General features: G+C 35.3%; 31 protein-coding genes. 26 read left to right on the top strand and 5 right to left on the bottom strand.

The features are described 5' to 3' along the window. Nucleotides 1-183 precede the first annotated feature (183 nt). The 16 genes from BXY41_RS23265 to BXY41_RS27040 all read left to right on the top strand — a co-directional run bounded on the left by BXY41_RS23265 (nt 184) and on the right by BXY41_RS27040 (nt 14,509). Complete coding sequence (locus tag BXY41_RS23265; protein ID WP_104439280.1) at nt 184-1,899, top strand: hypothetical protein; 1,716 nt, start codon at nt 184-186, stop codon at nt 1,897-1,899. A gap of 13 nt (nt 1,900-1,912) precedes the next feature. Next, nucleotides 1,913-2,356, top strand: coding sequence for an RNA polymerase sigma factor (locus BXY41_RS23260; RefSeq protein WP_242980343.1), 444 nt, complete (start codon nt 1,913-1,915; stop codon nt 2,354-2,356). Nucleotides 2,357-2,456: 100 nt separating this feature from the next. Continuing rightward, on the top strand, nt 2,457-3,080 hold the full coding sequence (locus BXY41_RS27290) for a hypothetical protein (protein WP_242980341.1): 624 nt from the start codon (nt 2,457-2,459) through the stop codon (nt 3,078-3,080). A 5-nt stretch (nt 3,081-3,085) separates the two neighbouring features. Continuing rightward, on the top strand, nt 3,086-3,661 hold the full coding sequence (locus BXY41_RS27285; RefSeq protein ID WP_242980339.1) for a phosphoribosyltransferase: 576 nt from the start codon (nt 3,086-3,088) through the stop codon (nt 3,659-3,661). Nucleotides 3,662-3,685: 24 nt separating this feature from the next. Beyond that, a complete protein-coding gene (locus BXY41_RS23250; protein WP_104439278.1) occupies nt 3,686-4,855 on the top strand; it encodes a DNA-processing protein DprA in 1,170 nt (389 codons plus the stop codon). Between the two features lie 83 nt (nt 4,856-4,938). Beyond that, nucleotides 4,939-5,871: an FRG domain-containing protein gene (locus tag BXY41_RS23245; protein ID WP_104439277.1), complete on the top strand. Its 933-nt coding sequence runs from the start codon at nt 4,939-4,941 to the stop codon at nt 5,869-5,871. Nucleotides 5,872-5,984: 113 nt separating this feature from the next. Further along, on the top strand, nt 5,985-6,383 hold the full coding sequence (locus tag BXY41_RS23240; RefSeq protein ID WP_104439276.1) for a DUF6711 family protein: 399 nt from the start codon (nt 5,985-5,987) through the stop codon (nt 6,381-6,383). Nucleotides 6,384-6,395: 12 nt separating this feature from the next. Next, a complete protein-coding gene (locus BXY41_RS23235) occupies nt 6,396-8,372 on the top strand; it encodes a hypothetical protein (RefSeq protein ID WP_104439275.1) in 1,977 nt (658 codons plus the stop codon). Nucleotides 8,373-8,445: 73 nt separating this feature from the next. Then, complete coding sequence (locus BXY41_RS23230; RefSeq protein ID WP_104439274.1) at nt 8,446-8,862, top strand: hypothetical protein; 417 nt, start codon at nt 8,446-8,448, stop codon at nt 8,860-8,862. Between the two features lie 219 nt (nt 8,863-9,081). Continuing rightward, nucleotides 9,082-9,588 (top strand): DUF4365 domain-containing protein, encoded by a 507-nt coding sequence (locus BXY41_RS23225; RefSeq protein ID WP_104439273.1) that lies wholly within the window; start codon nt 9,082-9,084, stop codon nt 9,586-9,588. Then, nucleotides 9,588-10,706 carry a hypothetical protein gene (locus BXY41_RS23220; protein WP_104439272.1) on the top strand — a complete coding sequence of 373 codons (1,119 nt, stop codon included), beginning with the start codon at nt 9,588-9,590 and terminating at the stop codon, nt 10,704-10,706. Before BXY41_RS23225 ends, BXY41_RS23220 begins: the two co-directional genes overlap by 1 nt. A 236-nt stretch (nt 10,707-10,942) precedes the next feature. Beyond that, nucleotides 10,943-11,578 (top strand): Rha family transcriptional regulator, encoded by a 636-nt coding sequence (locus BXY41_RS23215; protein ID WP_104439271.1) that lies wholly within the window; start codon nt 10,943-10,945, stop codon nt 11,576-11,578. A gap of 66 nt (nt 11,579-11,644) precedes the next feature. After that, nucleotides 11,645-11,908: a hypothetical protein gene (locus BXY41_RS23210; RefSeq protein ID WP_104439270.1), complete on the top strand. Its 264-nt coding sequence runs from the start codon at nt 11,645-11,647 to the stop codon at nt 11,906-11,908. Beyond that, nucleotides 11,908-13,023 carry a hypothetical protein gene (locus BXY41_RS23205; RefSeq protein WP_104439269.1) on the top strand — a complete coding sequence of 372 codons (1,116 nt, stop codon included), beginning with the start codon at nt 11,908-11,910 and terminating at the stop codon, nt 13,021-13,023. The genes BXY41_RS23210 and BXY41_RS23205 overlap by 1 nt, the downstream gene beginning before the upstream one ends. Continuing rightward, a complete protein-coding gene (locus BXY41_RS23200) occupies nt 13,023-13,970 on the top strand; it encodes a hypothetical protein (protein WP_104439268.1) in 948 nt (315 codons plus the stop codon). The genes BXY41_RS23205 and BXY41_RS23200 overlap by 1 nt, the downstream gene beginning before the upstream one ends. Before the next feature lie 344 nt (nt 13,971-14,314). After that, complete coding sequence (locus BXY41_RS27040) at nt 14,315-14,509, top strand: hypothetical protein (RefSeq protein WP_104439267.1); 195 nt, start codon at nt 14,315-14,317, stop codon at nt 14,507-14,509. A 243-nt stretch (nt 14,510-14,752) separates the two neighbouring features. Here BXY41_RS27040 and BXY41_RS23190 read toward each other — a convergent pair whose 3' ends face one another. After that, on the bottom strand, nt 14,753-14,968 hold the full coding sequence (locus BXY41_RS23190) for a hypothetical protein (protein WP_104439266.1): 216 nt from the start codon (nt 14,966-14,968) through the stop codon (nt 14,753-14,755). 140 nt (nt 14,969-15,108) lie between these two features. After that, on the bottom strand, nt 15,109-15,936 hold the full coding sequence (locus tag BXY41_RS23185; RefSeq protein ID WP_104439265.1) for a DUF4393 domain-containing protein: 828 nt from the start codon (nt 15,934-15,936) through the stop codon (nt 15,109-15,111). A 362-nt stretch (nt 15,937-16,298) separates the two neighbouring features. On the opposite strand from BXY41_RS23185, the gene BXY41_RS23180 reads away from it, so the two are divergent. After that, on the top strand, nt 16,299-16,859 hold the full coding sequence (locus BXY41_RS23180; RefSeq protein ID WP_104439264.1) for a hypothetical protein: 561 nt from the start codon (nt 16,299-16,301) through the stop codon (nt 16,857-16,859). 423 nt (nt 16,860-17,282) lie between these two features. On the opposite strand, the gene BXY41_RS23175 is transcribed toward BXY41_RS23180, so the two are convergent. Next, a complete protein-coding gene (locus tag BXY41_RS23175) occupies nt 17,283-18,149 on the bottom strand; it encodes a hypothetical protein (RefSeq protein WP_104439263.1) in 867 nt (288 codons plus the stop codon). 217 nt (nt 18,150-18,366) lie between these two features. Between BXY41_RS23175 and BXY41_RS23170 the strand changes: the two genes are divergently transcribed. From BXY41_RS23170 to BXY41_RS26890, 8 genes are all read left to right on the top strand, one after another. Then, complete coding sequence (locus BXY41_RS23170) at nt 18,367-18,633, top strand: hypothetical protein (RefSeq protein WP_104439262.1); 267 nt, start codon at nt 18,367-18,369, stop codon at nt 18,631-18,633. A gap of 69 nt (nt 18,634-18,702) precedes the next feature. Beyond that, nucleotides 18,703-19,128, top strand: coding sequence for a hypothetical protein (locus tag BXY41_RS23165; RefSeq protein ID WP_104439261.1), 426 nt, complete (start codon nt 18,703-18,705; stop codon nt 19,126-19,128). A gap of 2 nt (nt 19,129-19,130) precedes the next feature. Further along, nucleotides 19,131-19,262: an XkdX family protein gene (locus tag BXY41_RS23160; protein ID WP_104439260.1), complete on the top strand. Its 132-nt coding sequence runs from the start codon at nt 19,131-19,133 to the stop codon at nt 19,260-19,262. 19 nt (nt 19,263-19,281) lie between these two features. Further along, nucleotides 19,282-19,503, top strand: coding sequence for a hypothetical protein (locus tag BXY41_RS23155; RefSeq protein WP_104439259.1), 222 nt, complete (start codon nt 19,282-19,284; stop codon nt 19,501-19,503). A gap of 4 nt (nt 19,504-19,507) precedes the next feature. Then, the gene (locus BXY41_RS23150) at nt 19,508-19,801 is read left to right on the top strand and encodes a phage holin family protein (RefSeq protein ID WP_185140391.1); all 294 of its coding nucleotides are present in this window, start codon (nt 19,508-19,510) and stop codon (nt 19,799-19,801) included. Between the two features lie 92 nt (nt 19,802-19,893). Then, on the top strand, nt 19,894-20,739 hold the full coding sequence (locus BXY41_RS23145; protein WP_104439257.1) for a peptidoglycan recognition protein family protein: 846 nt from the start codon (nt 19,894-19,896) through the stop codon (nt 20,737-20,739). A 233-nt stretch (nt 20,740-20,972) separates the two neighbouring features. Continuing rightward, nucleotides 20,973-22,421, top strand: a complete 1,449-nt coding sequence (locus BXY41_RS23140) for an Ig-like domain-containing protein (protein WP_104439256.1) — start codon at nt 20,973-20,975, stop codon at nt 22,419-22,421. A gap of 107 nt (nt 22,422-22,528) precedes the next feature. Further along, nucleotides 22,529-22,702, top strand: a complete 174-nt coding sequence (locus BXY41_RS26890) for a hypothetical protein (protein ID WP_170072563.1) — start codon at nt 22,529-22,531, stop codon at nt 22,700-22,702. 22 nt (nt 22,703-22,724) lie between these two features. Here the strand turns inward: BXY41_RS26890 and BXY41_RS26885 are convergent, their stop codons facing one another. Together BXY41_RS26885 and BXY41_RS23135 are read right to left on the bottom strand one after the other, a co-directional pair. Then, complete coding sequence (locus tag BXY41_RS26885) at nt 22,725-22,901, bottom strand: hypothetical protein (protein ID WP_170072561.1); 177 nt, start codon at nt 22,899-22,901, stop codon at nt 22,725-22,727. Nucleotides 22,902-22,916: 15 nt separating this feature from the next. Then, nucleotides 22,917-23,132, bottom strand: a complete 216-nt coding sequence (locus BXY41_RS23135; RefSeq protein WP_104439255.1) for a hypothetical protein — start codon at nt 23,130-23,132, stop codon at nt 22,917-22,919. Between the two features lie 147 nt (nt 23,133-23,279). On the opposite strand from BXY41_RS23135, the gene BXY41_RS23130 reads away from it, so the two are divergent. Then, nucleotides 23,280-23,774, top strand: a complete 495-nt coding sequence (locus tag BXY41_RS23130) for a hypothetical protein (protein ID WP_104439254.1) — start codon at nt 23,280-23,282, stop codon at nt 23,772-23,774. The last annotated feature ends 126 nt before the right edge of the window (nt 23,775-23,900 follow it).

Below are 23,900 nucleotides of genomic sequence, written 5' to 3'. Positions count from 1 at the left end.
CATTGCTTTTATTTATATTTCTTGTATATAGATTTATATTTAACGCCATTAGCATAGTCTGTGATACGGCTAAAAAATCATCAATAATCAAGTTTAAATAATTAGTAATATGTCTGATTTAAACCAGAGCCTAGTGAGCCTTCGGACCTTTGTTAAACACAAGGGAAAGGAGGCTCTTTTTCTATGGATTTCCATGAGCACCGGGAAATAATCAAAAAATTAAAGCGGCAAATTGAAACGCCGCCTTCTTACGACATTCTAAACATTCTGTTATCAGAACTTCAATATACAATGCAAGATAATCCGGATTTGCCGGTTGATAACCGGGATTTTATCATGGCTTATTCCGGGTTTATAAAGAAATGGGCGGTCACAAGGTTTGTCCAAACCATGGATACCCGATGGGATGACCTGTACTGGAAAACTTTGCTCTTTGAAGCTCCGTTCCTGTTTGAATCGTTTTTGATTTACATGGAGAAGGACCGGAAGCCAGATAAGCGTTTTTATCTTCCACGGCGAAATACGCTGAAGGTGGTTGCCGATGATCTTCAGGATCTGGAAGATAAAAAACTTGACTTTTACGGCCTTTCAATGCCCTCTCGTGTTGGAAAGAGTACTATATGCATTTTCTTCATGGCTTGGATTATTGGAAAGCGTCCTAACAGTCATAATGCCATGGGCGGCCATTCCGGAAAGCTGGCAAAAGGTTTCTATGGTGAAGCTATAAACCTTATAAATACAAAGGAATACACTTTTGCTGAGATATTCCCGGATTCTAAGCTGCAGAAGACAAGTGCAGAAGATTTGGAAATCAACCTGGGAGAACCAGATCGCTTTGCCAGTCTCACATGCCGTGGTATTGATGGCACATGGACCGGTGCTGTTGATATATCTGCAGATGGTTACCTTTACGTAGATGACCTTATCCGAGATCGTGAGCATTCATTAAATCCGATTCGTATGGAGAATACCTATCAGGAATATTTGAATAAGATGGTCGACCGTAAAAATGACGGGGCAAGGGAACTAATGGTGGGGACTAGGTGGAATACAATAGATCCCTTGGGTAAAATTGAAAAAGAAAATGCCTACAATACAAGATTCCGATTTCGAAAAATACCAGCATTAAATGAAAAGGAAGAATCAAATTTCCAATACGAGATAAAGGGATTTTCAACAAAGTATTATCTTGATATGAAAGATAGGCTGGATAAAAATGAATGGATGGCAAAGTATCAGCAAAATCCATTTATTCGAGAGGGATTGTTATTTCCAGAAGACGAGCTTAGATTCTTTTTTGGAATATTGCCCGAGAGTGGTTTTGTTCGTGTAGTTACAGCGTGTGATGTGGCTTGGGGTGGTGGTGACGCTCTTTCCATGCCAATTGGATTTGAATATGAAAATGGAGATGTGTATCTACCAGACTGGGTTTTTAATAAGGGCATTAAAGAGGTTACTATACCCGTTGTTGAAGGGAAGATTGTTGGAAACAAAATTCAGCAGATAAACTTTGAAGCGAACAACGGTGGTGAAATGTACGCTAAGTATGTGAATGATGATTTAATTCGTCAGGGGTATAAATGTTCAATTACTTCCACAAAGGCACCAAATAAGATGGCGAAGATGGCGAAAATCATTCAGTATTCTGGCGATATTAAGCGGAGGTTTATTTTCTTGGCACCAAATCAACTTATTAAAGAGGCTGCAAAGAATGACCCTCCGGGAATTCATAGATACATGCGAACTCAGGAATATAATGATGCTATGGACGAGCTCACTACATTTGTTCAAATCGGTGACAATCCGCATGATGACAGCCCCGATAGCCTAAGCCAATTAGAAAGATTTATTGAGGGTGGTTTTACCGCAGAAGCAAAGGCCATGAAGCGACCATTTTAAGGAGGATTTGATTATGAAATTGACGAGGGAATATTTAGCAACTTATACATACCTGGAATCTGAAATTAAGCGTCTCAGGCGCAGGATAAAATACTATGAGAATAATCCACTGACTTCTGAATATGGAATTGTAAAAGGATCCCTGAAGCAGTTCCCGTTTACAGAATGCCATTTTGTGGTTTCCGGTGCAAGCGTGAAATCGAATGAGGAAAGGGAAAAGATGGTCCGGCAGCTCCTGATTGATTTGAAAGGAAACGAGCAGCTGTTTGAGGATATGAAACTGGAGATTGAGTACTTGTTGGAAAAATTGGGACCGGAGCAGGTGGAGATTAAGCAGATCTTGTATTATCGGTATATTGAGCGTAGACCTTATGAAGAAATTGCAAAGGAACTGAATTATGATAGGACAACTGTTCAGAAGAAAATTGATAAATTCTTGTGTTGTGTTAATTATTAGTTAAATCAACTTGAGATCAATTAATTGTTTGTATTTTTCTGGTTTGCAAAACTATCAAAATATGATAAAATAATCTTATATCATATACGGGGGATAAAATATGGAGAAGATACTATTTTGTAATCTTGATTTACTTAGGTTATCATTTACTAATTATGATAAAATCGAACATGAGAAAAAGGTTTATAACTTTTTGGAATATGCAAATGAATTATGTACTGCTGACGAAAATAAAATTTTTTTTGTTAGTCGGGATTTGTCACAATTAAATGCTGCTAAAAATTTTTTTAATAAAAGGGGATTTATTAATTTAAAATTTTGTGTGAGAAGTAAAGTTCGTGACTTTATCAGTCAACATAAGACAAAAAATCACTTCTTTGTTTTTGTCAGTGGTAAAGAAGTGGATTTTCATTTAGCGGTTTTAAGCCACTCACTCTTTATAGTTCCAACGTGGATACCTGTAGAAGATAAAGCAGAGTTCTATGGTGTCCATGTTGATACTCCTAAGCAATTATTTAAGTTTATTAAAACTTTAAATAATCAAGAAAGTTGGTATGCTGAATTAGAAATTGAACCAAATGTGAAAGCTCTATCTTTAATGGACGGAAGATATAAATACAAAGCTAAAACGGATAGTGAGCGTGAAATGGTGGAGCATTTTGAAAGTCTGTTAAAAAGGGTACAAGTAGAAATTATTACACTATTTTACTTTACCACTTTTTAGCAGGTATGACTAACACTCAGTTATTTGATGATATAGAACTTTTTGGTATGATTCCATCATCAGACTGCCATTTGAATGAATATATTTTTAGTTTTATGACTCAGGTTCGCTACATAAAAGGAAAGCGTTTACCAAAAAATCAAATGAATAATCCCAATATATTAGAGCGGGTTAAACCTAAAACCCAGGCGCATATGCTTGCAAATCAGACTGCCAGAACTTCAATGGGAGCAAATAAGGAATTTGAAACGATTAGGATCAACCCTGAATATAGATCTAAAATTGACCGGTTAAAAAAAGAGAATAGATTTAATGTTTGTATCTTTGATGATTATATGACTCATGGAAATACATTTAATGCTATTAGAAATTTATTAAAAAAACTTGGAGTTAATAAAATAGTGTTTGTTTCCTTAGGTAACTTTGGAAAGCCTTTTCAAAAAGTAGATTACAATATTTCAGGAGATGTATATAATATTGGATACGAATATAAAAATGTAAATTCAGAAGTACGGTATTTGGATTATGAAGACAGCGCAAAAGATGAGATTACAGAATTGTATAAAATTTTTAATTCGTAAAATCTTATTTAAGGAAGTATAAAAGTGGAAAGATATATAATTGCCCTAAATGAACTGGGGTTAAGAAATGATGTATTATTAAAAATAATATTAGATTACAATCCTGATGTCCTTGTCAGTTTGTTTGACCAGAATAATTCCAATATCTTTCTCACAAATATGGAGTTGTTGACTTATAAGGATGTTTTATCTGATTATAGCAAACTTAGCGAAGCTCTTAATAAGGCTGATGAAATATTGAAAATCAATCAGGAACTGGGGGTTTATACAGCTATTTACTCAAGTGACAATTATCCATGCAATTTAATGAGAATAAATAATCCTCCAGCAATCATTTATTATAAAGGAGCAAATCCAAATATTGGCTTTGACAAGGCGATAGCTTCTATAGGTACTAGAAGACCAACACAGTTCGGATTTAATGCAATTAATTATTTAATTCCTCAATGGGTTAATGAAGGGTTTGCCATTATTTCCGGTCTTGCTTACGGTATTGATAGATTATCCCATATTGCTTGCTTGACCTCAAAAGGTAAAACTATTGCTGTTCTTGCACATGGGTTAGATAGAGTATATCCAAAGGAAAATGTAATATTAGCCGACGCTATATTAAAAAATGGAGGTACTTTATTATCAGAATATCCTGTTAAAACGAGAGCAGAAAAATATAGATTTATAAATAGAAATCGATTAATAGTTGGATTGTCTAAGGCAATAGTTGCAATGGAATGCGAAGAAAAAAGCGGATCCATGCATTCTATAGAATTCGCTAAAGAACAAAAATGTCCAATTTTTTGTCCGGATCCTGGATTATCGTCTCAGGAATCATTATCGGGATTAAAATATATTCTTGAAAATAATATAGGTACTGCAATTAAAGATGGAAGAGATTATGAGTGTACTATAATTAAAGCAGGATACGATGTTAATGAATCAAGACTAAGCAATGATTACATTAAGAATCAATACTTACGTTCGATTTTAATTGGATTTGATGATAATATGTTATTAAAAAAATCTTTAGAAGAAATGGGTATGAATTATTGTTCTGATTTTATTAATTTAGATATTCTCTATTCTCATATAAAATCTTACATTCTGGAACAAAATATAAAAATTACAGATGTAATTAATTTATTTATTAAAAATATTATTTCTACTACCGATGAAGGAAAGATCGAATTAGATGTGTAATCAAAAAAATAAAGGTGTTTTATTGTTTAATCATGTTGTTTGATCTTAATATTTAGCATTTAAAATAATATTGGAGTACTAAAATGAAAAATCCAAAAGTATTGGGTAAAAATAATATTAGAGGAACATTGTACGTTGAAGATTTTAAATTTAGTAATGGCCATAGCGTACCAATTTACGAAGTATTTGACTGTCATGGATTAAATAAAATTATTGGTTACGCCAAACTTTTAAATCAGGAATATGGAAAAGTTTATTACAGAGGACAGTGTAATTTATATGAATCTATGCTGCCCAGTTTATTACACGAAAAAACAAATAAAAGTGGATTGAAAATTTCTAGACTAAAAAAAATTATCAATGCATCTTTAAATGATAAAAAATTTTCAAAAGAAATACATTTAAACAAGGATAACAAAAACTCATATGATATTATTGAAGGTATGTTGCAGCACTATGGAATTAATACTTGCTGCATTGATGCGGTTGATAATCATTGGATTGCATTATGGTTTGGCTTAAATAAATATTACTGTCAAAGTATAGGGAAAATTACCTATGCAACATATATTAATAGAATTAAAAATAATTATAATTCTGAAATGGTAACGAGAATATTAAAAGGTGATGATCCGTTAAGATATCAATATGTTATGTTAATTGCAGCAGATAGTAATGAAGCAATTAATGGTGTAGAAAACGGAAATGATATAATAACAATTGACTTAAGAATTGCATTACCTTCAACTTTTTTAAGACCACATGCACAACATGCAATTATACTAAAGAAAAAATTACATAATGATTCATGTGATTATGATATCTCTAGAAATATCGTAGGCATATTGAAGGTTCGTAATGATATAGTCTTTTCTTGGTTGGGAGATGGAGAACTTGTAAAATTCAATAATCTTTTTCCCTCTCCATTTTATGACAATGCATATAGAATTTTGTTACAAAGAGATGATTTATTTAATGATGGAAAAAATTCGATTGTGCGGTATACTTATGACTAAATAACATTCCCACATTTCCCACATCTAATATGTTAAAATGATATTGTGGTATAGAATGAAAAGAAAGCGTTGTCGTAGAGATGGCGCTTTTTTGTATGTCTGGAGGTGGGCGAATGGCGTTTGAAGGCTGGCTATTAAAAATAAATGGAACAGTGTTTCCAAATGAATTAATTGCACTGGAATCATATAAGTGCACGCCGGATCAGATAATGGATCTGGATCCCTACCGAGATGGAAACGGAGAACTTCATCGTAATGCCTTACCTCATACTGCCACCTCTATGGAATTTTCCACCACACACTTATGGCTAAAAGATGTTGATAAGCTGAATGCCTTTGTACCACATGGAAACAGGGTAAAATGTCAAATTGAATATTGGAATCCAAACACGTCCTCGTATAAATCGGGGGCGTTTTATATTTCAGATATTCCCTATGAGATTGTGAATGTTAATGAGAAGAAAAAAGATATACTCTACAAGCCGATTAAGATAACGATAACTGAGTATTAAGGAGGTTGTGAAGTGCTGAATATCCCAGATGAAATAAAAGAATTGTTTCGGGCAGATAATATGGGTTCTGCCACACGACGGCATATAAAACTACGTTTCTTTGATGAAGAGATAAAGATGATTTATCCGGAAGATAACCTGTTTCCCTCCGACGATTTATTTCCTGTTGATCAGGAGCCAGTGTATGTCATTGATAATAGCCAGATAATATCCGAATCCGTGACAATAACAGAGAGTCTATGCTCAAGCCAGAATTTAACTTTTGGCGAGTGCTGTGCTTCCATGTTTGAAGTAACGGTGGCGGATGTATTAATGGATCTAACTGGGAAAGAATTTATGGCAACTGTTGAGATTGGTGGCTATGAAATGGCCTTGGGGATCTATAGAGTAGATAGCTTTGTCCGGGAGCAGGTTGACAGACGACGAAAAAAGATTGTAGCCTATGATCGCATGATGAAATTTGATATTGATGTGGCAGACTGGTACCAGGGATTAACCTTTCCCCTGACATTGAAATTGTTCAGGGATTCGCTTTGTAATCATGTGGGTGTTACACAGATCATAGCGGAATTACCCCTGGACGATATGCAGATAACAAAGACTATTGAACCGGAGCAGCTAGACGGCCGTAAGGTTTTAATGGCTATCTGTGAGTTAAACGGTTGCTTTGGGAATTTCGATAAGACTGGCCGGCTTACATATAAGTATTTGGGTACTTCCGGTCTGTTCCCGTCTGAAAACTTATACCCTGATGACGAATTATTTCCATCAGAGATGACCAATGCGGAAACATTATCCTACTACAAACAAACAGAGACACATTATGAAGATTATGTGGTATATCCGATTGATAAGGTACAGATCCGGCAGGAAGAGGGAGACGTAGGCGCGTCCTATGGCCCGGGAAGTAACTGTTATGTAATTCAGGGAAATTACCTGGTCTATGGAAAATCGGAACAAGAACTCCTTTCGATTGCTGCTATAGTTTATGATTATATTTCAGGAAGATTGTACAGACCCTGTCAAATCGTTGGACCGGCTCTGCCGTGGGTAGAGGTTGGTGACGGGATCATATGCTATACTACGGACGATGTGATTGAAACCTTTTGCCTTCAGCGAACCTTGAAAGGCATACAGGGAATGACGGATACTTATGTTGCGAAAGGTAATATTGAGCAGGAACAAAGTTTTGGACTTGGAGATCAGATAATTCAGTTAGAGGGAAAGACAGCTGTTATTAAAAAATCCGTGGAGGAAGTTTCTGTCCGGGTAACAGATTTGAAAGAATACACGGAAGCACAGTTTAAGGTGACAGCGGATCAGATTCTCGCGGAAGTGACCAGGGCGAAAGATGCAGAAGCGTCACTGAATATCAGAGCGGATGGGATTGTTGCTTCGGTGACAAATCTTAAAAATGATACGAATTCTCGATTTGAACAGACAGCGCAGCAGATATCATTGAAAGTAAGTAAAGGTGATGTATCAGCACAGTTATCAGTCGAAAGCGATAAGGTAACGATATCCGGAAACCGGCTTATTGTTAACAGTAATAATTTTCAGCTGGACGGTGATGGAAATGCTACGTTCAGCGGTAGAGTGGTTGGTGGATCTATAAACATAGGAGCAAATTTGTTCGTGGCAAATAATTCGGTTGTGCGATTAGGAGACTATCAGGTAAGTGCTAATGGAACCGGAACTCTCATGTCTGCTAACGGGTATGTTAATATTACAGACATTGTTACAAGTGGACCGTCTGGAGAGCTGGCACGAATGACAATTGGAAGTGACCTAATGCGTGAAGCTATAGAACTTAAAGGGACTGGTGATATTAAAACAGCAAGAGTTTATTGTCGGCAGGATTATTATTTTGAAGGCGATGATTGGGCTGGATCGTGGGGAGTTTTGAGAATGTTAAAACAGGTATATAACAGATTAGATGCAATAAGGTATTCAATTCAAAATATGGGAGGAAATGTTGACTGGGATTAGTATAGTGGTACAAGCTATTTACAGCGTACACAAATAATGGTACTATTTACATATAATTATTTGGAGGTGCGGAATGAAAAAGATTGTAACCATTTTACTAACTCTTTCAATAATGTTAATTATGTCAAGTGGTGTGTTTGCACAAAATGCAGCATCTATTCCATGGACAGACAGTATTCGCGATATGCCATTCAGTTCAAGGACTGATAGCAGTGGACAGGAGAGATGGGTATACTATAAGCAAGATGGAAGCCTTGCCCAGAGTCAATGGGTTCAAAATCACAAATATGACTGGTATTATTGTAGCGAAGATGGATTCTTACTGAAAAGCACTTGGTTTCATGATCCGGCAGATGGTAAGTATTATTATTTTGGCGATGATTGGGCTATGCTCCACGACACCACAACCCCAGACGGTTACACAGTTGGTTCTGATGGTGCCTGGGTAAAAGATGGTCAGGTTGTTGTGGAGACGGTGGCTAATAATTAAATAGATCCATTTAAAGGAGCAGGAAAAACGCCTGCTCCTTTTTACGAATAAATTAGATATAATGAATTTCTATTAAATACTCATTTTTTGTTTACATATATTGACATTTAAGAACATATGTTCTAATATGATAAAAAACCCCATAATTTATAATTTAACTTATTGAAATACTCATTATTTTAATATATTATAAATTGTATAATATTCGGGGGTGGAAAAGTGACTGAGGAGCATACAAAGGAACAATTGAGTGTTGCGTATGCGCAGGCAATTTCAGCATATGCAGGATTATCATTTCAAGAGTACAAATCAGATTATGGTTTAGATGCTAGAATTAATGATATTGAATATAGTACAGATAGAAAGAGGCATTGGCAAACAGGCTTTGGTATTGATATTCAACTGAAGTCTACAGTTAATGCTAAAATTAAATCAGGGATTATAATATATGATTTAGAAGTTAAGAATTACAAAGATCTAATACAGCTAAATATTGGTACTCCAAGAATACTTATTTTATTTGTTCTGCCTAAAAATCGAAATGATTGGGTTCAAGTGTCATGTAATGAAATGAAGTTAGAAAAGTGTGCTTACTGGTGTTCTTTAAAAGGATTACCTGATACTAAAAATGGTCAAAAGGTTAGAATAAAAATTCCAGAAACTCAAATGCTAACAGCTGTAGAATTAATTAGATTAATGGATATGGTGAAAAGGGGGGTGTTGTAATGGATAAACATGAAAAACTATATAAAATTACAGCAAACTCTTTTGAGAAGTATTTATTACTGTGTAACTGGATTAGAGATTATAATTTTCCTAATAAGAAAATGATGGTCTTTCATGAAGGAGATCAGACTATTGCAATACCAGCAAATGAGAAATTTTTGGATTTTTATAAAGTTCTTCCTAATACTTTAGAGCGCTTATCATTTTTATATAAAAAGGATATTGATGAGATTATAAAAGAAATAATTACTTCTTTTTATGATACTCTAGAATTTAGAATAATATCTAAGTTTTCAGAAGAAGGTGAATTGCCACTTGGTTATGCAAGTTCCTGTTTGGATGGAATAAAAGAACTTATTTTATATTCAGCTTGCGCAGAACAAAATAAATCACCAGTTTGTTTAAGAACTACTAATAATTCTAAGGAATTCCTTGATAGTTTTAAATTAGGGCAAACTGAAAAAGGTAGTTTTGTTATTAATATTGATATTAAAGTAGTTGATGAAGAGAATGAGCAGATGTCTTTAAATGAGTGTAACCTAGATTCTTCAATAGAGCATAAAATAGTAAGAAGGATAGGCAATGCAATAAACCAGGTTAATGATATTGTTGAAAATAAAATTGATATTGATGGGTTAATAAATAATGCATATATGACTGGAATTACTGCGAATATGTGCGATGCTTTATTAAAGTTAAATCCAGAGGATTCTGATGTTGAAATAGATACGAAAATAAGATATGCATCTGCGATAACAAAAAAAGCAGGTATTATTGAACAAGTAAATATCAAAAGAAACCATTTTTTTGTTTTAAACGAAATATCAAAAAGATATAAAATGGTTGATGAAACAAAAGACATTTTAGTTGACGGTTATATAAAAACTTTAAAGAAAGAAGGAATTGACAAAGAGAGATATAAGAGGGAAATATCCATATTGACTTGTCTAGACAATAAATTTAGGACAATTAAAGTTGAGTTGGGGGAAGAAGATTATAAGCATGCTTGCGATGCACATAGAGATGGTATAAAGATTGAGATGAAAGGTACTCTAGATATGAGTAAAAAAACTTGGCATTTAAAGAATATTACTAATTTTAAATTGATTGAAGATTAATTAATCAAAGAAAAGAGCGCCCAAACCTGGACGTTCTTTTCTTTATCTTAAAATTTTATGATAGTATTTGATATAAAATTTTTTATGAATTCGACAACTTATTTCAGCAAAGCTTAATATAATAATATGAAGGGGTGGAACTCCTTTCCGGGTATGCTCCGGAAACGCCCCGAAATAATTTTACTGGCTCTGCGGAATGTAGAGTCGGAAGTGAAAATTTAGGAGGGTACGCTTAGATGGGCAGAGCCGAAATTTTTACTACAGAAGAAATTAAGAAAACACAGACAATTACCACTTTGGAAATTGCAGAGATGATGGACGTTCCTCATGCAGATCTTTTAAAGAAATTAGAAGGCCGCAAAGATAGGAAAGGTTATATCCAGATATTGAACGAAGGACAAATGTCCGTGGTTGATTATTTTAAGAAATCCACCTACATTGACGCAAAGGGAGAAGAACGGCCTTGCTACGAAACAACCAGACTAGGGTGCGATTTTCTGGCAAATAAGTCAACTGGAGAAAAGGGAATTATATTTACCGCAAAATATGTAAAACGTTTCTACGAGTTGGAGGAAGCTATTAAGCCGAAACGACCTCAAACATATATTGAGGCATTGGAAGAACTTATACAGTCAGAAAAGCAAAAGGAACAGCTTCGATTGGAATTAGATCGTAGCAAGGACTGGTATTCCATTAAACGGGTTGCCGCTCTAAATGGAGTTGACTGGAAAACTTTTGATTGGCGAAAATTAAAGCGTACTGGAATGGATATGGGATATGAAGTGAAGAAGATTTTCGATGCAAATTATGGTGAAGTCAACACCTATCATCGTGAAGTTTGGGAAGCGGTATATCCTGAATACGAAATTTAATAATGTGGTGAATTTAGAATGAGCGTCCGATTTCGGGCGTTTTTTCTATGTCCGAAAGGAGGAGCTATGAAAAAGATAATCACATACACGGAAGAACAGGTGTTGCAGATGAAGTACATGCTGAATGCCGTCACTACAACCGGAATCCAAAATGCGAAGCAGGTAGCTACCATTGCGCAGGTGATAGATTCCGGAATGCCGGGAGAGATTATAGAACCGGAGAAACCGGAAAAATTGAAGGGACTTTACTCGGCGGCTGATTGGGTAAACCCGCCTGAACAGAAAACTAAAATCAGTAATAAGCCTGAAAAGAAAGAGGGTGAAGGCTAATGGCTTTGCAACCATTTTATACAGTTACAGATTGGCAGAATCTACCATCGCAAAAAACAGCGCTGAATCGTACTAATTTAATACATACAGAAAACGGAGTAAAGGAACTGGATAACAGAACCGTACAGCTGGACGCAAATAAAGCCGATAAATCGCAGATCAATGCCCTGGTAAGAGATGTGTCAGTTGATGATAATGGGATATTTACAATAACCTATCAAAATGGATCAGTAAAGACTTATGACCTGGACATTGAAAAGGTTGTGTTAAACTTTGATATTAACGATCAAAATCAACTCGTACTTACATTAGCAGACGGCACCCAAAAGATAATTGACCTTACCCGGTTTGTCTATTCCGTGGACAGCACGGCTACTGTATCAATGCAGATCAATGACCGTACCATAACTGCCATGATTGTGAACGGATCCGTTACAATGGAGAAACTTGACGCTGCCATACAGACTGAATTTCGCCAGTATATGCTTGATGCACAGTCGGCTCGTGATGCCGCACTCAATTATCAGAAGTTTACAAAGCGCTATGTCTTCGGGGATCAAGATTTTCCAGGAAGCGAGAACGATTGTGCAAAGTTTTATTATGAACAAACCAAAGATGATGCCACGACTTCTGGCCAGAATGCTCAGCAGGCTGCCGATAGTGCGGTAGTATCAACCACCCAGGCGGGAATAGCTACCACAAAGGCTGCCGCGGCAACTGCAGCAGCGAATCAGACAGCGGCAGATGTTTTAACCACAACTCAGAAAGCAACAGCAGCAGGTGCCAGTGAGCAGGTGGCAAGAGATAAAGCGGCACAGGCAGGAGTAAGCCAGACAGCGGCCGGTCAAAGCGCAGCTGCAGCACAGAACAGTGCATTAATGGCAAAACGATATGTAGAAGGTGGAGTGGTACCGGAAGATACTGAGGACAATGCAAAGTGGTACTGGCAACAGGTACAAATTTTAAAAGCGCAGGTTGATCAAGCGGCTAAGATATCAATCCCACAATTTTATGTTGATATGAGTAAAATGCAACTTAAGAGCAGGACAGCGGCTAAAGGAATCAGTTTCAGGCTGGAAGCCGGTAAGTTTATAGGAAAGGAGATTCTGCAATAATGGATGAGACAGAAGTTGTATATGGCACGATAGGAATGCTACCTTCGGAAGAATACAATCCTAATAAGCAGTATGAAATATTAAATTTAGTATCCTATGATGGGAGTAGTTATGTGGTTCACACTAAGCCTCCTATTGGGACATTGCCTACCAATTTAGATTATTGGCAGGTTTCGGCTTTGGGAACAAGCAAAGCCACGGCAAACAGTGTCGGAACGGTAAAGCCAGACGGCACAACAATGGAGGTAAGTGCTGACGGTAGTTTAAGTGCAAAGACAGCTACACAGAACACCTTGGGATTGGTAAAGGGAAGCAATGGGATTAAGGTGGGGACTGATGGGAGTGTTGATATAAACACCCTCTTTGAGCAGGCCACGGAACTGGCCAACATCATAGCTGGGGAGGCTATTGCTTCTGCACTTGGGAAGATATCAAAGTCCATAGCAGTTACAATGAACCTGGATCAGAATGCTCTGCTGAAGAATATGCTTACCAACATGGATGCAAATGATCAGAATAAAATCCCAACGTCAGCATTTGTGCATAACCTCTGGGAGCGGATCGGCATGGGTGAAGATCTAGAAATTGGCGAAAATTTGACCGCGGTAGTTAAAGTACTAAATAGCAATTTAAGTTATAAAACTTATGAGACGAAGTTCACAATTAATTCAGATGCTTCGGCTAAAGTGATTTTTACAAAATATGGTCAAATAAAACGATTTTCCATGTGGGGGTTAAATGAATGGTACGCTGCTTCCACCACTGAAATTAAGCTTTGTGATCTTCCGGCAGACGTTATCCCCAGTGGTGGTGGGTTTTATAAATATATGCAATATGATACTGGAAAGTATGGCTATGTAAGCATACATGATAATGCAATGTATTTGTTATTGGCAACAGCTTTGAACGCAGGAGATAAGGTCACACTACAGGATGTTTATTTCTAAAATGATCATTTAAGGTATTTTTATCAATATCAGTCTTACTATAATTGCAGTAGTTACTTGCGCGGAAGAATAATAAGATAGATACGCATTGCTCCCTGATACTGTGTTAAGATCGGCTATCATCGTAGCAGACTGACCAGTATCAACACTGCTGCCATAAACAGCGTATCCGCTTGGCACAGCTGTGAATCCGTTAATTTGTATAGCACCTTTACCAGATGCATATGTAGCAGACGGTATAGTATAAGATCTTAATATCATATCCGCCGAATTAAACTTGTTATCTAAATTGCTATTTAGCGTAGAAACGGAGCTGTCCGTGAAACAGCAGAAAGAAAATAAATATGTGGATTAAAAAAAGAATGTACGCTGAATTAAAAAGAAGATCAGCCGTCCTCAAAAAAAGTACTCAAGGGCGGCCATTAGGTTATGAAAAAATATTTAATGATGTTAATTGCAACACAGAAAATCTAACTGAACCAATGAAAGACAAAGCAGTTAATGCAAAATTGAATGCTGCACCCAGTACGCTTCGTTAGGATATATTGCTAAAATGTTACATTCATCGCCTACAGTTTGTAGGCATTGTCCGAAACGCATTAATCCAGAAACTGTACTAACTAAGAAACGCAAAAAATCAATAGAATCTTGCATGGTGAATTTAGTATAATCAAAATGAACAAGATCGGAACTTATTAAGTGAGAAACATAATCGTTTTCCACAGAAAAAGTAATCCCCGCTGTGTCAAAGGATTTTCATCACCTAAGGGATTAAGTTCAATTTATTTTTCTATTACTGCGGATATGGGACCATTGTCTATAGAAGCCGTACCAGCATATGATAGTCCATATTGATTTTCAATCAGAAATAATTTATCTTCGGTAGATGATTGATGTATCTCATAATTAATACCTGATCTATTGTACGTAGCGGTTATTAGTTTGTCGGCGCACATAATTATACCGTGATGATTATAAAAAGCTAAGGCTAAAGACATTTTTAAATCCTCCTTTCTTTTGTACTTGGTGCTCAGCCACCTGTGATTCCATAATATGGAAATAGAGAGAGGAAAGCAAGAATACAGTTTTGCTATTTGAGTAATTATAAATCATCAATTATCAAATACTTTAATAGCGATCATAACATATTTGGATTAAATGATTCAATGCATACATTATAAAAACCCATTCCAAAGCTGGTTAAACAAAGAAAAAGGAGTTGCTCTTCGTAACGCCATTTTGAATTAGTCAAAAATGTTTCTAATTCTGTTTTACATAGATTATAATGAGGAGATTTTTTGATTTTTTGTGGAACTGGTTCTTGTTGTGCAAATCGTGTTTCAGTTAATCCGAGACGAGACAGATTGCCTAAAGATAAATTTACTGTTTCATAATCTGTAAAATCAATGTATGTAACATAAGGAAATGATCTACGACTTATAAAATTTAAATTAATTGTTTTCACCTCAGAGTCGTACTCTGTCGAACTCAAATTTACATATGGAAGAGTTTTATTGGAAGGCATTTCGTTTAAGATTCGGGCATCAATAGGAGACATCTGTTTAATTATCTCAACAAATGACGGATGAACATAAGCTTTTGTATCAATATTCATTGATTTAGCAAGAAGATTAGCATATAAGTTTCTTAATTCTTTACTATCCATTGAATAAGAAATTGCTTGTATTGCTGGAATTGCAACATATGGTTCTGGTGTTACGATTTTTTCGGGTGAGATGTTTTCAAGCTTATAACTTAATAATTTTTTTGTTTCTTCAATGCTGTATTCTTTGTTTAGTATCCATTTATCAAGATCAGCAAAGACAGCATTGATTGCACGAGGTATTCGAGCCAAAAGTTTTCCTGATTCTTGCGCGGAAGGTTTTAGAGCGTCATCATAAAGTTCTGGAATGTTTTTCAGAGCTTTTCCGGCTCCTTCTGCTAATTTGTCGAATCCATCTAACATAAAATCACGACCTTTCAATTTGATAATAATATTTTATCAGATTGTAGGAAAATAACAAATATTATTTGGGAGGAGATCCAATAAATTTTATTTATTGTTCAAAAGTAAAACAGAAAGCAAAAGTACATATGGTAGGTGGAACCACAATCCTATTAACAATTGTGGTGGTTATCTGCAAGGCAATCGCCGAAAGAATTTCGAAAGAAAAAGAATTGCTATTTAGTTGAGAGCCGGAGCTGTCCGAAAACAGCAGAAAGAGGAAAAAATATTATGGAAAAAATAATCAAAATGGATTTTATGAATTAATTTCGAAAAAAAACAAATAATAAAGAAAAGTAATCATAATAAATGGAGGTATTGAAATGAATGAAGTTCTTGAAAGAACAGAAGAAAAGGTAGTTACTAAAGAATTTGTAGATTTTATGAATAGTAAAATATTGAATGCTTCAGTGAAAAAAGACCTTACAACGTATAAGGAAAATCTTGATAGGTTTGGAAATGGAAATAAAATAATGGCAAAAGGAGAAGGCCATATAGAGAAATTCGTAGCCAACAATGGCTACGTTAAAAAGATATTAATTGAAAACAAATACTATCTTTGGTATTTTGATTTAGATATTTCTTATCAATATACATCTACAACTCATGGAGAATATTGGGCGTGTGCACTTGGGAAATGTACTTTTCTTAATAATGAATGGGGCAGTGTACATCCTAAAGGAATTATGAAGGCAAGGTTCGTGGCAGAACCAAGTAAGAATTTACAGGTCAAATTAGAAATACAAGTCGATCCTGATCATAATGATAATCCTGGACATTTTGTACGAGACAGAGTTATACCACTATTTAGAGAACAAGTAATGAATGCTGCAGAAGAATTTACTGGATTAATTATTGAAAATTTGGCGGTAACTTTAGTTTAATATTATAAATAACATTTAACTGCAATACTTTATTGTTGATTTAAGAACCTGAAAGTCTTTTGATAATCAGGTTCTTTGTTGTTTTTAAACATAGAAAGCAGGTGGAAAAGGCATTTATTATAGAGACAAACGGTACAAGCAAAGCAGCATACAATTAAAAGAAAATCAAAAGGAGTTGAATATTGCTATTTAACGTAAAACCGGAACTGTCCGTAAAACAGTAGAAAGAGGAAAAATGATTAAAGTAAAATTAGATCAGACAATTGAAGACCTTATGGTTTAGATTAAAAAGAAATGTAATAAAGATACAAATAATTGTGAGGAAATTCTTTTCTTAACGAATGCTCTGACCGATAAGCTTCAGCCAGAGCCGACTTTCTTAATGATTAGTGTCAGTATCAGGATTTAGAACAACTTACACTTTTATAAGTTTTTATACTGTTCACATGCTTGTGTGATTGTATTAATTAATTTGTTCGAAATGTCTAATCGCATATTAAGATATGAATCGCGCTCAGATCTTGCTTTGACATTAAAATCATCAAATATTTTTTTGTTTTGAGGGTATTTAGTTGCCTCCTCCAAAAAGGCTCCTCCGTTACTATGAATAAGAAAATTTAAACGTCTTTGATCATCAAATTGAGGAATCTCCATTTCTGATTCAGAATATATCATAGCATTATCTTTCCAATAATCATTGAAATAGGTGTATAGTTTTAAGATATATTTTTCCTTAAAACCATCCTGTTTGATCGAATAACCATTGAAAGATTGATGCGGTTTAGATATATCGCAAGGTCGTGAATGACTTACGCTTTCACTAAAAATTTCATTTATTATAGGTGTCTTACTAATCAGCATTTGAGCATATTCTTTGCCAAGTCTTGTAAGATCTTTGTAATATTTGCTCTTTTTTTCAGCTAATGCTTTCACAACGATTAAATGGAGACTGCAAATCGAATTAAATGCTATAATACCTTCTAATGAATTAAAACGTTTTAACTGATGTACCATATCAGAAGCATCAGAATATAATTCATCCAACATTTCTGTATCGTTAGTTAGTATATAAGATGAAATTCTAGATGAAATGCTGTCAGTTTTTGCAATGTATTCTCTCATAAATGCATCATCAATGATTTTTTGTACTTGGTTGCATATTTCATTTATTGCTTTCGTTATTAATTTTTCAGTATCATCAGATTTAAATAAATTGCTTAGTATTATTTGTGCGGTTTTTGTTTTTATATCATTACCGATTGTTTGCATGATTAATTCTATAGTAAGCATAATTAGACTCCTTTTTAACTAATAGTATGTTTGTAAGAACTAAAATTTATACCAACCTTGCTGTAATTAAATGTAAATCTTCTAGGATAATATAATAAAATTAGTACACTTGATATGAATGAGATAAAATAATACCAGTATTACTATCTTATTAAACTTGTAAAACAGTCCCTTATTGGGGCTTATTTTATTACCCCAAGCCGGGAGAAAGGTCACCATGATACAATTTGTTTGTGAAAAACTACTGGAAGCAATAATCAATCAGCTAACAGAAAAGACGGATCCAACTAATAAAGAGGTGCTGCTGATTAACCTCTGCCGAAAAGAACTGAGTGTTATTAGTAAGCTGAAGATCGAAGGAATAGACATGACTGGCACTGCCCAGGAGGTGGAGGAACGTATTGAAAGCCAGTCGATCTATTTCATGGGAAAAGAAGAATTCGATCAGATCAAGGAGAAGGCTGATCGGTTCGATGCATTGTAAAGTTTAATGTAAACCAATGGCTCCTGTAGGGGCTTATTTTTATGCCTAAGAGGCGGAAAGGATTGAATAATGAATAATATCGAAAAAATTAAGTTTGGGGATCAGGCTTTTGATCTGGTACCTGACGGGATAAAATTGGGAGAAACCGGGGGTACAGTTACCTTTCAGAAAGGATCGGCTTCCTTTGATAGCGTCAAGGCTCTCTTGAAAGCTAATGGTGAAATCGCTCAGATCGGCTTGTCCGGAGACACTGATTGGGCTCGTGAAGATTTAGTATATGCGAAAAGATTAACAGAAGAGTCTGATTATGTAATCGGTAAGGATGAGGACGGAGTAACGGATAGAAAGGCGGATGTAATAATTGCCTATTTTAAGACACCAGATTTACAGGAACGAGTTGCAGCTTTGGAAGCAGAGAATGCAGAAATTAAAAAGGATAATGAATCTTTAAAAACAACCGTTGGTACTTTAGTTTTATCAAGTCTGGAGGTGTAAGTATGTTTGAAATGTTAATGTGGTTATACGACGGTGGTATGGGTAAGCTTACGGTTACCATGCTGGCAAATGCGGTTATAAAGGGGTGGATCACTGATGCAGAAAAGCAGCTGATCCTGGCAACTAAAATTTAGGAAAGCGTGAGGTGGATATATGCCTATGGAAATCATGGTGGCTCTTATAGGATTGGCAGGAAGTGGAATAGGTACTTTTGCAGGAATAGTGGCTTCTTCCAAACTGACAAATTATCGTATAGGGCAGTTGGAAAAGAAAGTTGACAAGCATAATACTGTAATTGAGCGCACTTTCAGACTGGAAGAGCAGATGAAAGTTGCAAATCACCGCATAGCGGACTTAGAGGAAAAAGGAGATTAATATTATGGAACAGATTATGAATTATGTAAAACCGGAACTTATCGTAGTGGCAGTGGTGCTTTACTTTTTAGGGCAGGGAATTAAACAGAGCCAGACAATCAAAGACAAACACATCCCTATGGTAAATGGAGCTGTTGGAATTGTACTTTGTGGAATTTATGTGTTGGCTACAAGTGGTTGTCAGACAGGACAGGAAATAGCTATGGCTGTATTTACGGCTATTACGCAGGGAGTACTTGTAGCTGGTCTAAGTACATATATAAATCAGATTATTAAACAGAATGGGAAAGCTGAATAAATACGATGCGTGAATTCCCGTTTCCATAGCAATGTCACAACTTTACGGACCTGGGACGATCCTGGGTCCTTTTTTGATTGGAGGAAAATAATATGCAGATCAATAAATTACTTACACCATACAACCTTACTGCAGGGGAGGTGGATCGTATCAAGTATCTGGTGATCCATTATGTCGGGGCGTTAGGAGGAGCCGAGGCAAACTGCAAGTACTATGCTTCCCAGTACGTAGGAGCCAGCGCCCATTACTATGTGGGATTCAACGGTGAGATCTGGCAATCTGTAGAGGATAAGAATATAGCCTGGCATTGTGGTACTAAGAACGGATATAAGCACCCAGAATGCCGAAATGCTAATAGTTTAGGCATTGAACTATGCGTCCGTAATAAAGGCCCTCTGGCTGATACAAGCAGGGATTGGTATTTTGAAGATGAAACAGTACTGGCAGCTATTGAATTAACAAAAGAGCTCATGGCGAAGTATAATATACCTGCGGATCATGTGATCAGGCATTATGACGTGACTGGGAAGATTTGTCCGAACCCTTATGTTTATAATCATACCGATCATACATGGGAGGCATTCAAAACTAAATTAATGGCTATAGAGGTTAAGAAATCATCCGGCTGGGTGCAGGTAACAGAAGGGTGGATGTACTACAATGGTGATACCGGTCTTCCGGTCCGTAATGACTGGGTAAAGAATCAGGATAAGTGGTACTGGTTTAATGCTGCGGGGATCATGGTAACCAACACCTGGTACCAGTATAACAGCACTTGGTATTACCTTGGGGCGGACGGGGCTATGTGTAAATCCCAGCTGGTTGAGAATTCCGGAAAGATTTATGCAGTGAATAGTGAAGGTAAAATGATCACCGAACCAGTTATGCTCACTCCAGATCAGGACGGGGCACTGCAGTATAGTGGATTAGTGAAATAGTGCTAAATTTGTTTGGCAAGGTTACCGATTGTTCAGGCTGATATAAGATGATAATATAAATGCATTCTAAAACATAAATCAAGTGCTGAAATCCCAGAATAATATAATCGATTATAATTAAAAATTTACAAGACATTTGTTAAACTCAAATGGCTTTCTTTTCTGCACTTTATTTATTGATTTAGATTGCTTTAACAATAATATTTTAAAAGACAAATTTTGGAGGTACGTGTATGAAAAGCTTAAAAAAGTCATTTTGTTTTATATTTATTTTTTCCTTTGTATTCATATTTGCTAATTTCAATTCATATGCAACTGAAAATGAACCAATGAATCTATCTGATTGGAGTAGTATAATATTGGCTAAGGATAGAGATGGTCATGCTACCCCTAACTGGAAGCTTGGAACTTCAAATACTACTATTACACAAACTCTTAATTCAAAAGCTTCAGCTTATATAAATAATGCAGATTGTGTTAATAAAAAAATAGAGGGAACTTTCAGCGTAGATTCAGCAGAAGATGATGATTTTATCGGTTTTGTTTTTGGTTATAGAGATATAGGACATTATTATTTATTTGATTGGAAGCAATCGGGGACGTATGATAATACATTTGGAGATACTGGGAAACAAGGTATGAGTATTAAGGTTGTTAATACAGATTCTGTTATTAAAGAATCTGACCTTTGGTCTACGTCAGGAAGTGATAATAAAATTAAGGCACTATATCATAATAATATGGCATATTCCTATAAAACTACTTATAATTTTTCACTTACATTTACAGATAAAGGTGAAATTAATATTATTATAAAACAGGGAAGTAAAATTCTGGATGATATAACTGTAATGGATAATACCTATAACTCCGGAAGTTTTGGCTTTTATAATTTTTCACAGCCGATGGTTACTTATACAAATTTTACGATTAAAAGTGTAGCTCCAATTTTAAATATATCAGCTGTAGAAGACAAAAAGGTAGATTTAACATGGACGGCTGTAAGTGATGCAACAAATTATATGGTTAAAAGGTCTACTACACAAGGAGGACCGTACGAAACCATTGCAGAGAATTTAACCGAAACTTTTTATTCAGATGTTAGTGTTATAAATGGTACTAAATATTATTATATCGTAAGTGCCGTAAATGCAGGTAAAGAAATTGGCAATTCTAATGAAGCGTCAGCAACGCCTACTGAGTCTCAGAACCCTCCGATAACTGACTCAAAATTGAAAGTTGTATTAGAGGTTGCCGAAGTACTCCGATTAAGTGTAGATGATGACTTAAATGTTAATACACAAATGGCCTGGTCCTCTTCAGATCCATCGGTTGCCACAGTAAATGAAAAAGGCATAGTGAAAGCTCTGACTCCTGGCAATACAGTTATAACAGTTAAGAGTCAGGACGGATCCTATACGGACTACATAAATGTATTAGTAGTAGAAAATGCAGACGATTACAGACTTGCTATTGATTTAAAAGTTGGAGAGACAGCCAGATTGACAGCAGATGATTTTACTAACACAGCAAATATCACATGGGCTCCTATGGATTCTTCAATTGCAAATGTAACTACAAAAGGAAAAGTCACAGCATTGAGCAAAGGATTGGTTTTAATCAGCGCAAAGGATTCCGAAGGAAACATTATTGGCCGTGTTTATGTAAGGGTAAGGGAATAGTTTGATTAATGGCGGGTATCCGGCATTCGGACCCGCCTAAAAAGTTCTTTCATATTTTATGCATTTATGATATTATCATTGTGTAGAGTGGCAGAAAGGAAAGCCACATGAATATAAATGATAATACACTTAAAGCAATCAATGTAATTCCTTATAATGGAAAATCAATAACTCTTAATGATCTGTGCATGTCGCATACAAATTTTCAACCAAATCAGATTTTAGAAGCAGCTATCTATGGAGATATGATAATAATCACTCCTGCAGATATAGAAAAATAAATAGGAGGCCACTCTACATAAATTACTTTTTATAATATTTTTCATACCAACGAGGTTGCCTGATATATTTCGGTTCAGTTTGAGGCTTTGATTTCCCATAAAATCCGCAGAATTCATTTTTGATGCAGTATTCGCCCTTAATAGGTTCAAAATGTGGACATTGATTTATATCTGGATGAAGTTCACAATTTCCTGCCATTTTTAAGAACTCCTTTCACCCGTGGAATAACATACCACATTCTTCGCAGTATAGCCATGTGACTTTATTTCTAATATTATTCGGTGTTTTAATTCTCTTCGCATTCGCTTTATCATATCCACATATAGGACATGCAAATTCAGTTTCTCCGTACCAGTCAATTTTCTCTAAAGCATTTAGACCAGTCTCAAGAAAAGTTAAACATTCATTTTTTTCACAATTATTTAGCATTTATTTGACTCCTTAATAAAATATATTAAATTTGTCTTTCTATAGAATATCATATTTTTTACTAAAAATCAAACATATGTTCGAAGATAGCAATTATAAAGAGTATTCCAATTCTAAAGGAGTGATTGCGGAGTTCTCATTATATAATTGGCAAAAAAGTACTATTTCACCATTTGTTTTAATAAGAATATCGGCAAAGTCAAAAGAATTGTTTATGTGTATAATAGCAATTTAACAATGAGAGGAAAGTTTGCAATTCGTGACGAATCTGTAACACTTGCTAATACTGCTACAACAATACCGATGACCCGTGTATTAGAAAATCAAAACAATTTTTATACAATAAATGCAGATGGTACGATCACAGTGCCCCCGGGAACATATATTATAAATGCTGCCTTTCACGGCTTACAGTTGGCTAATGAGTTTTTATATCTAACAGTATCGTGTGGTAACAATCTTGTTACCCATAATTACTACTGGAATGCAACGGAACAAGCATACAGGGAAATATCTTTAAATGCGAAATCCATAAATAGTATGATATTAAGATTATATGGTTCAAGTTCTGGTGGCACTTGCAGTATATTTGGATATTTATCTGCAACGGATACTGTACTCACAATTCAAAAAATCACTTAGTAAATGATCATTTGAAGAGGGAAATATGTATTCATGTACATTAAAAATTTAATATTGTAAGTTAGTAGTATTGTGTTAGAATATAACTATTAGTAAATAATTTAGCAATTTTATGGAAAGGTAATA

Origin of the sequence: Lacrimispora xylanisolvens (genome assembly GCF_002934545.1) — a bacterium.
In the GTDB taxonomy this organism is placed as follows: Bacteria; Bacillota; Clostridia; order Lachnospirales; family Lachnospiraceae; genus Lacrimispora; species Lacrimispora xylanisolvens.
This window is presented reverse-complemented; position numbering and strand designations above follow the sequence as displayed.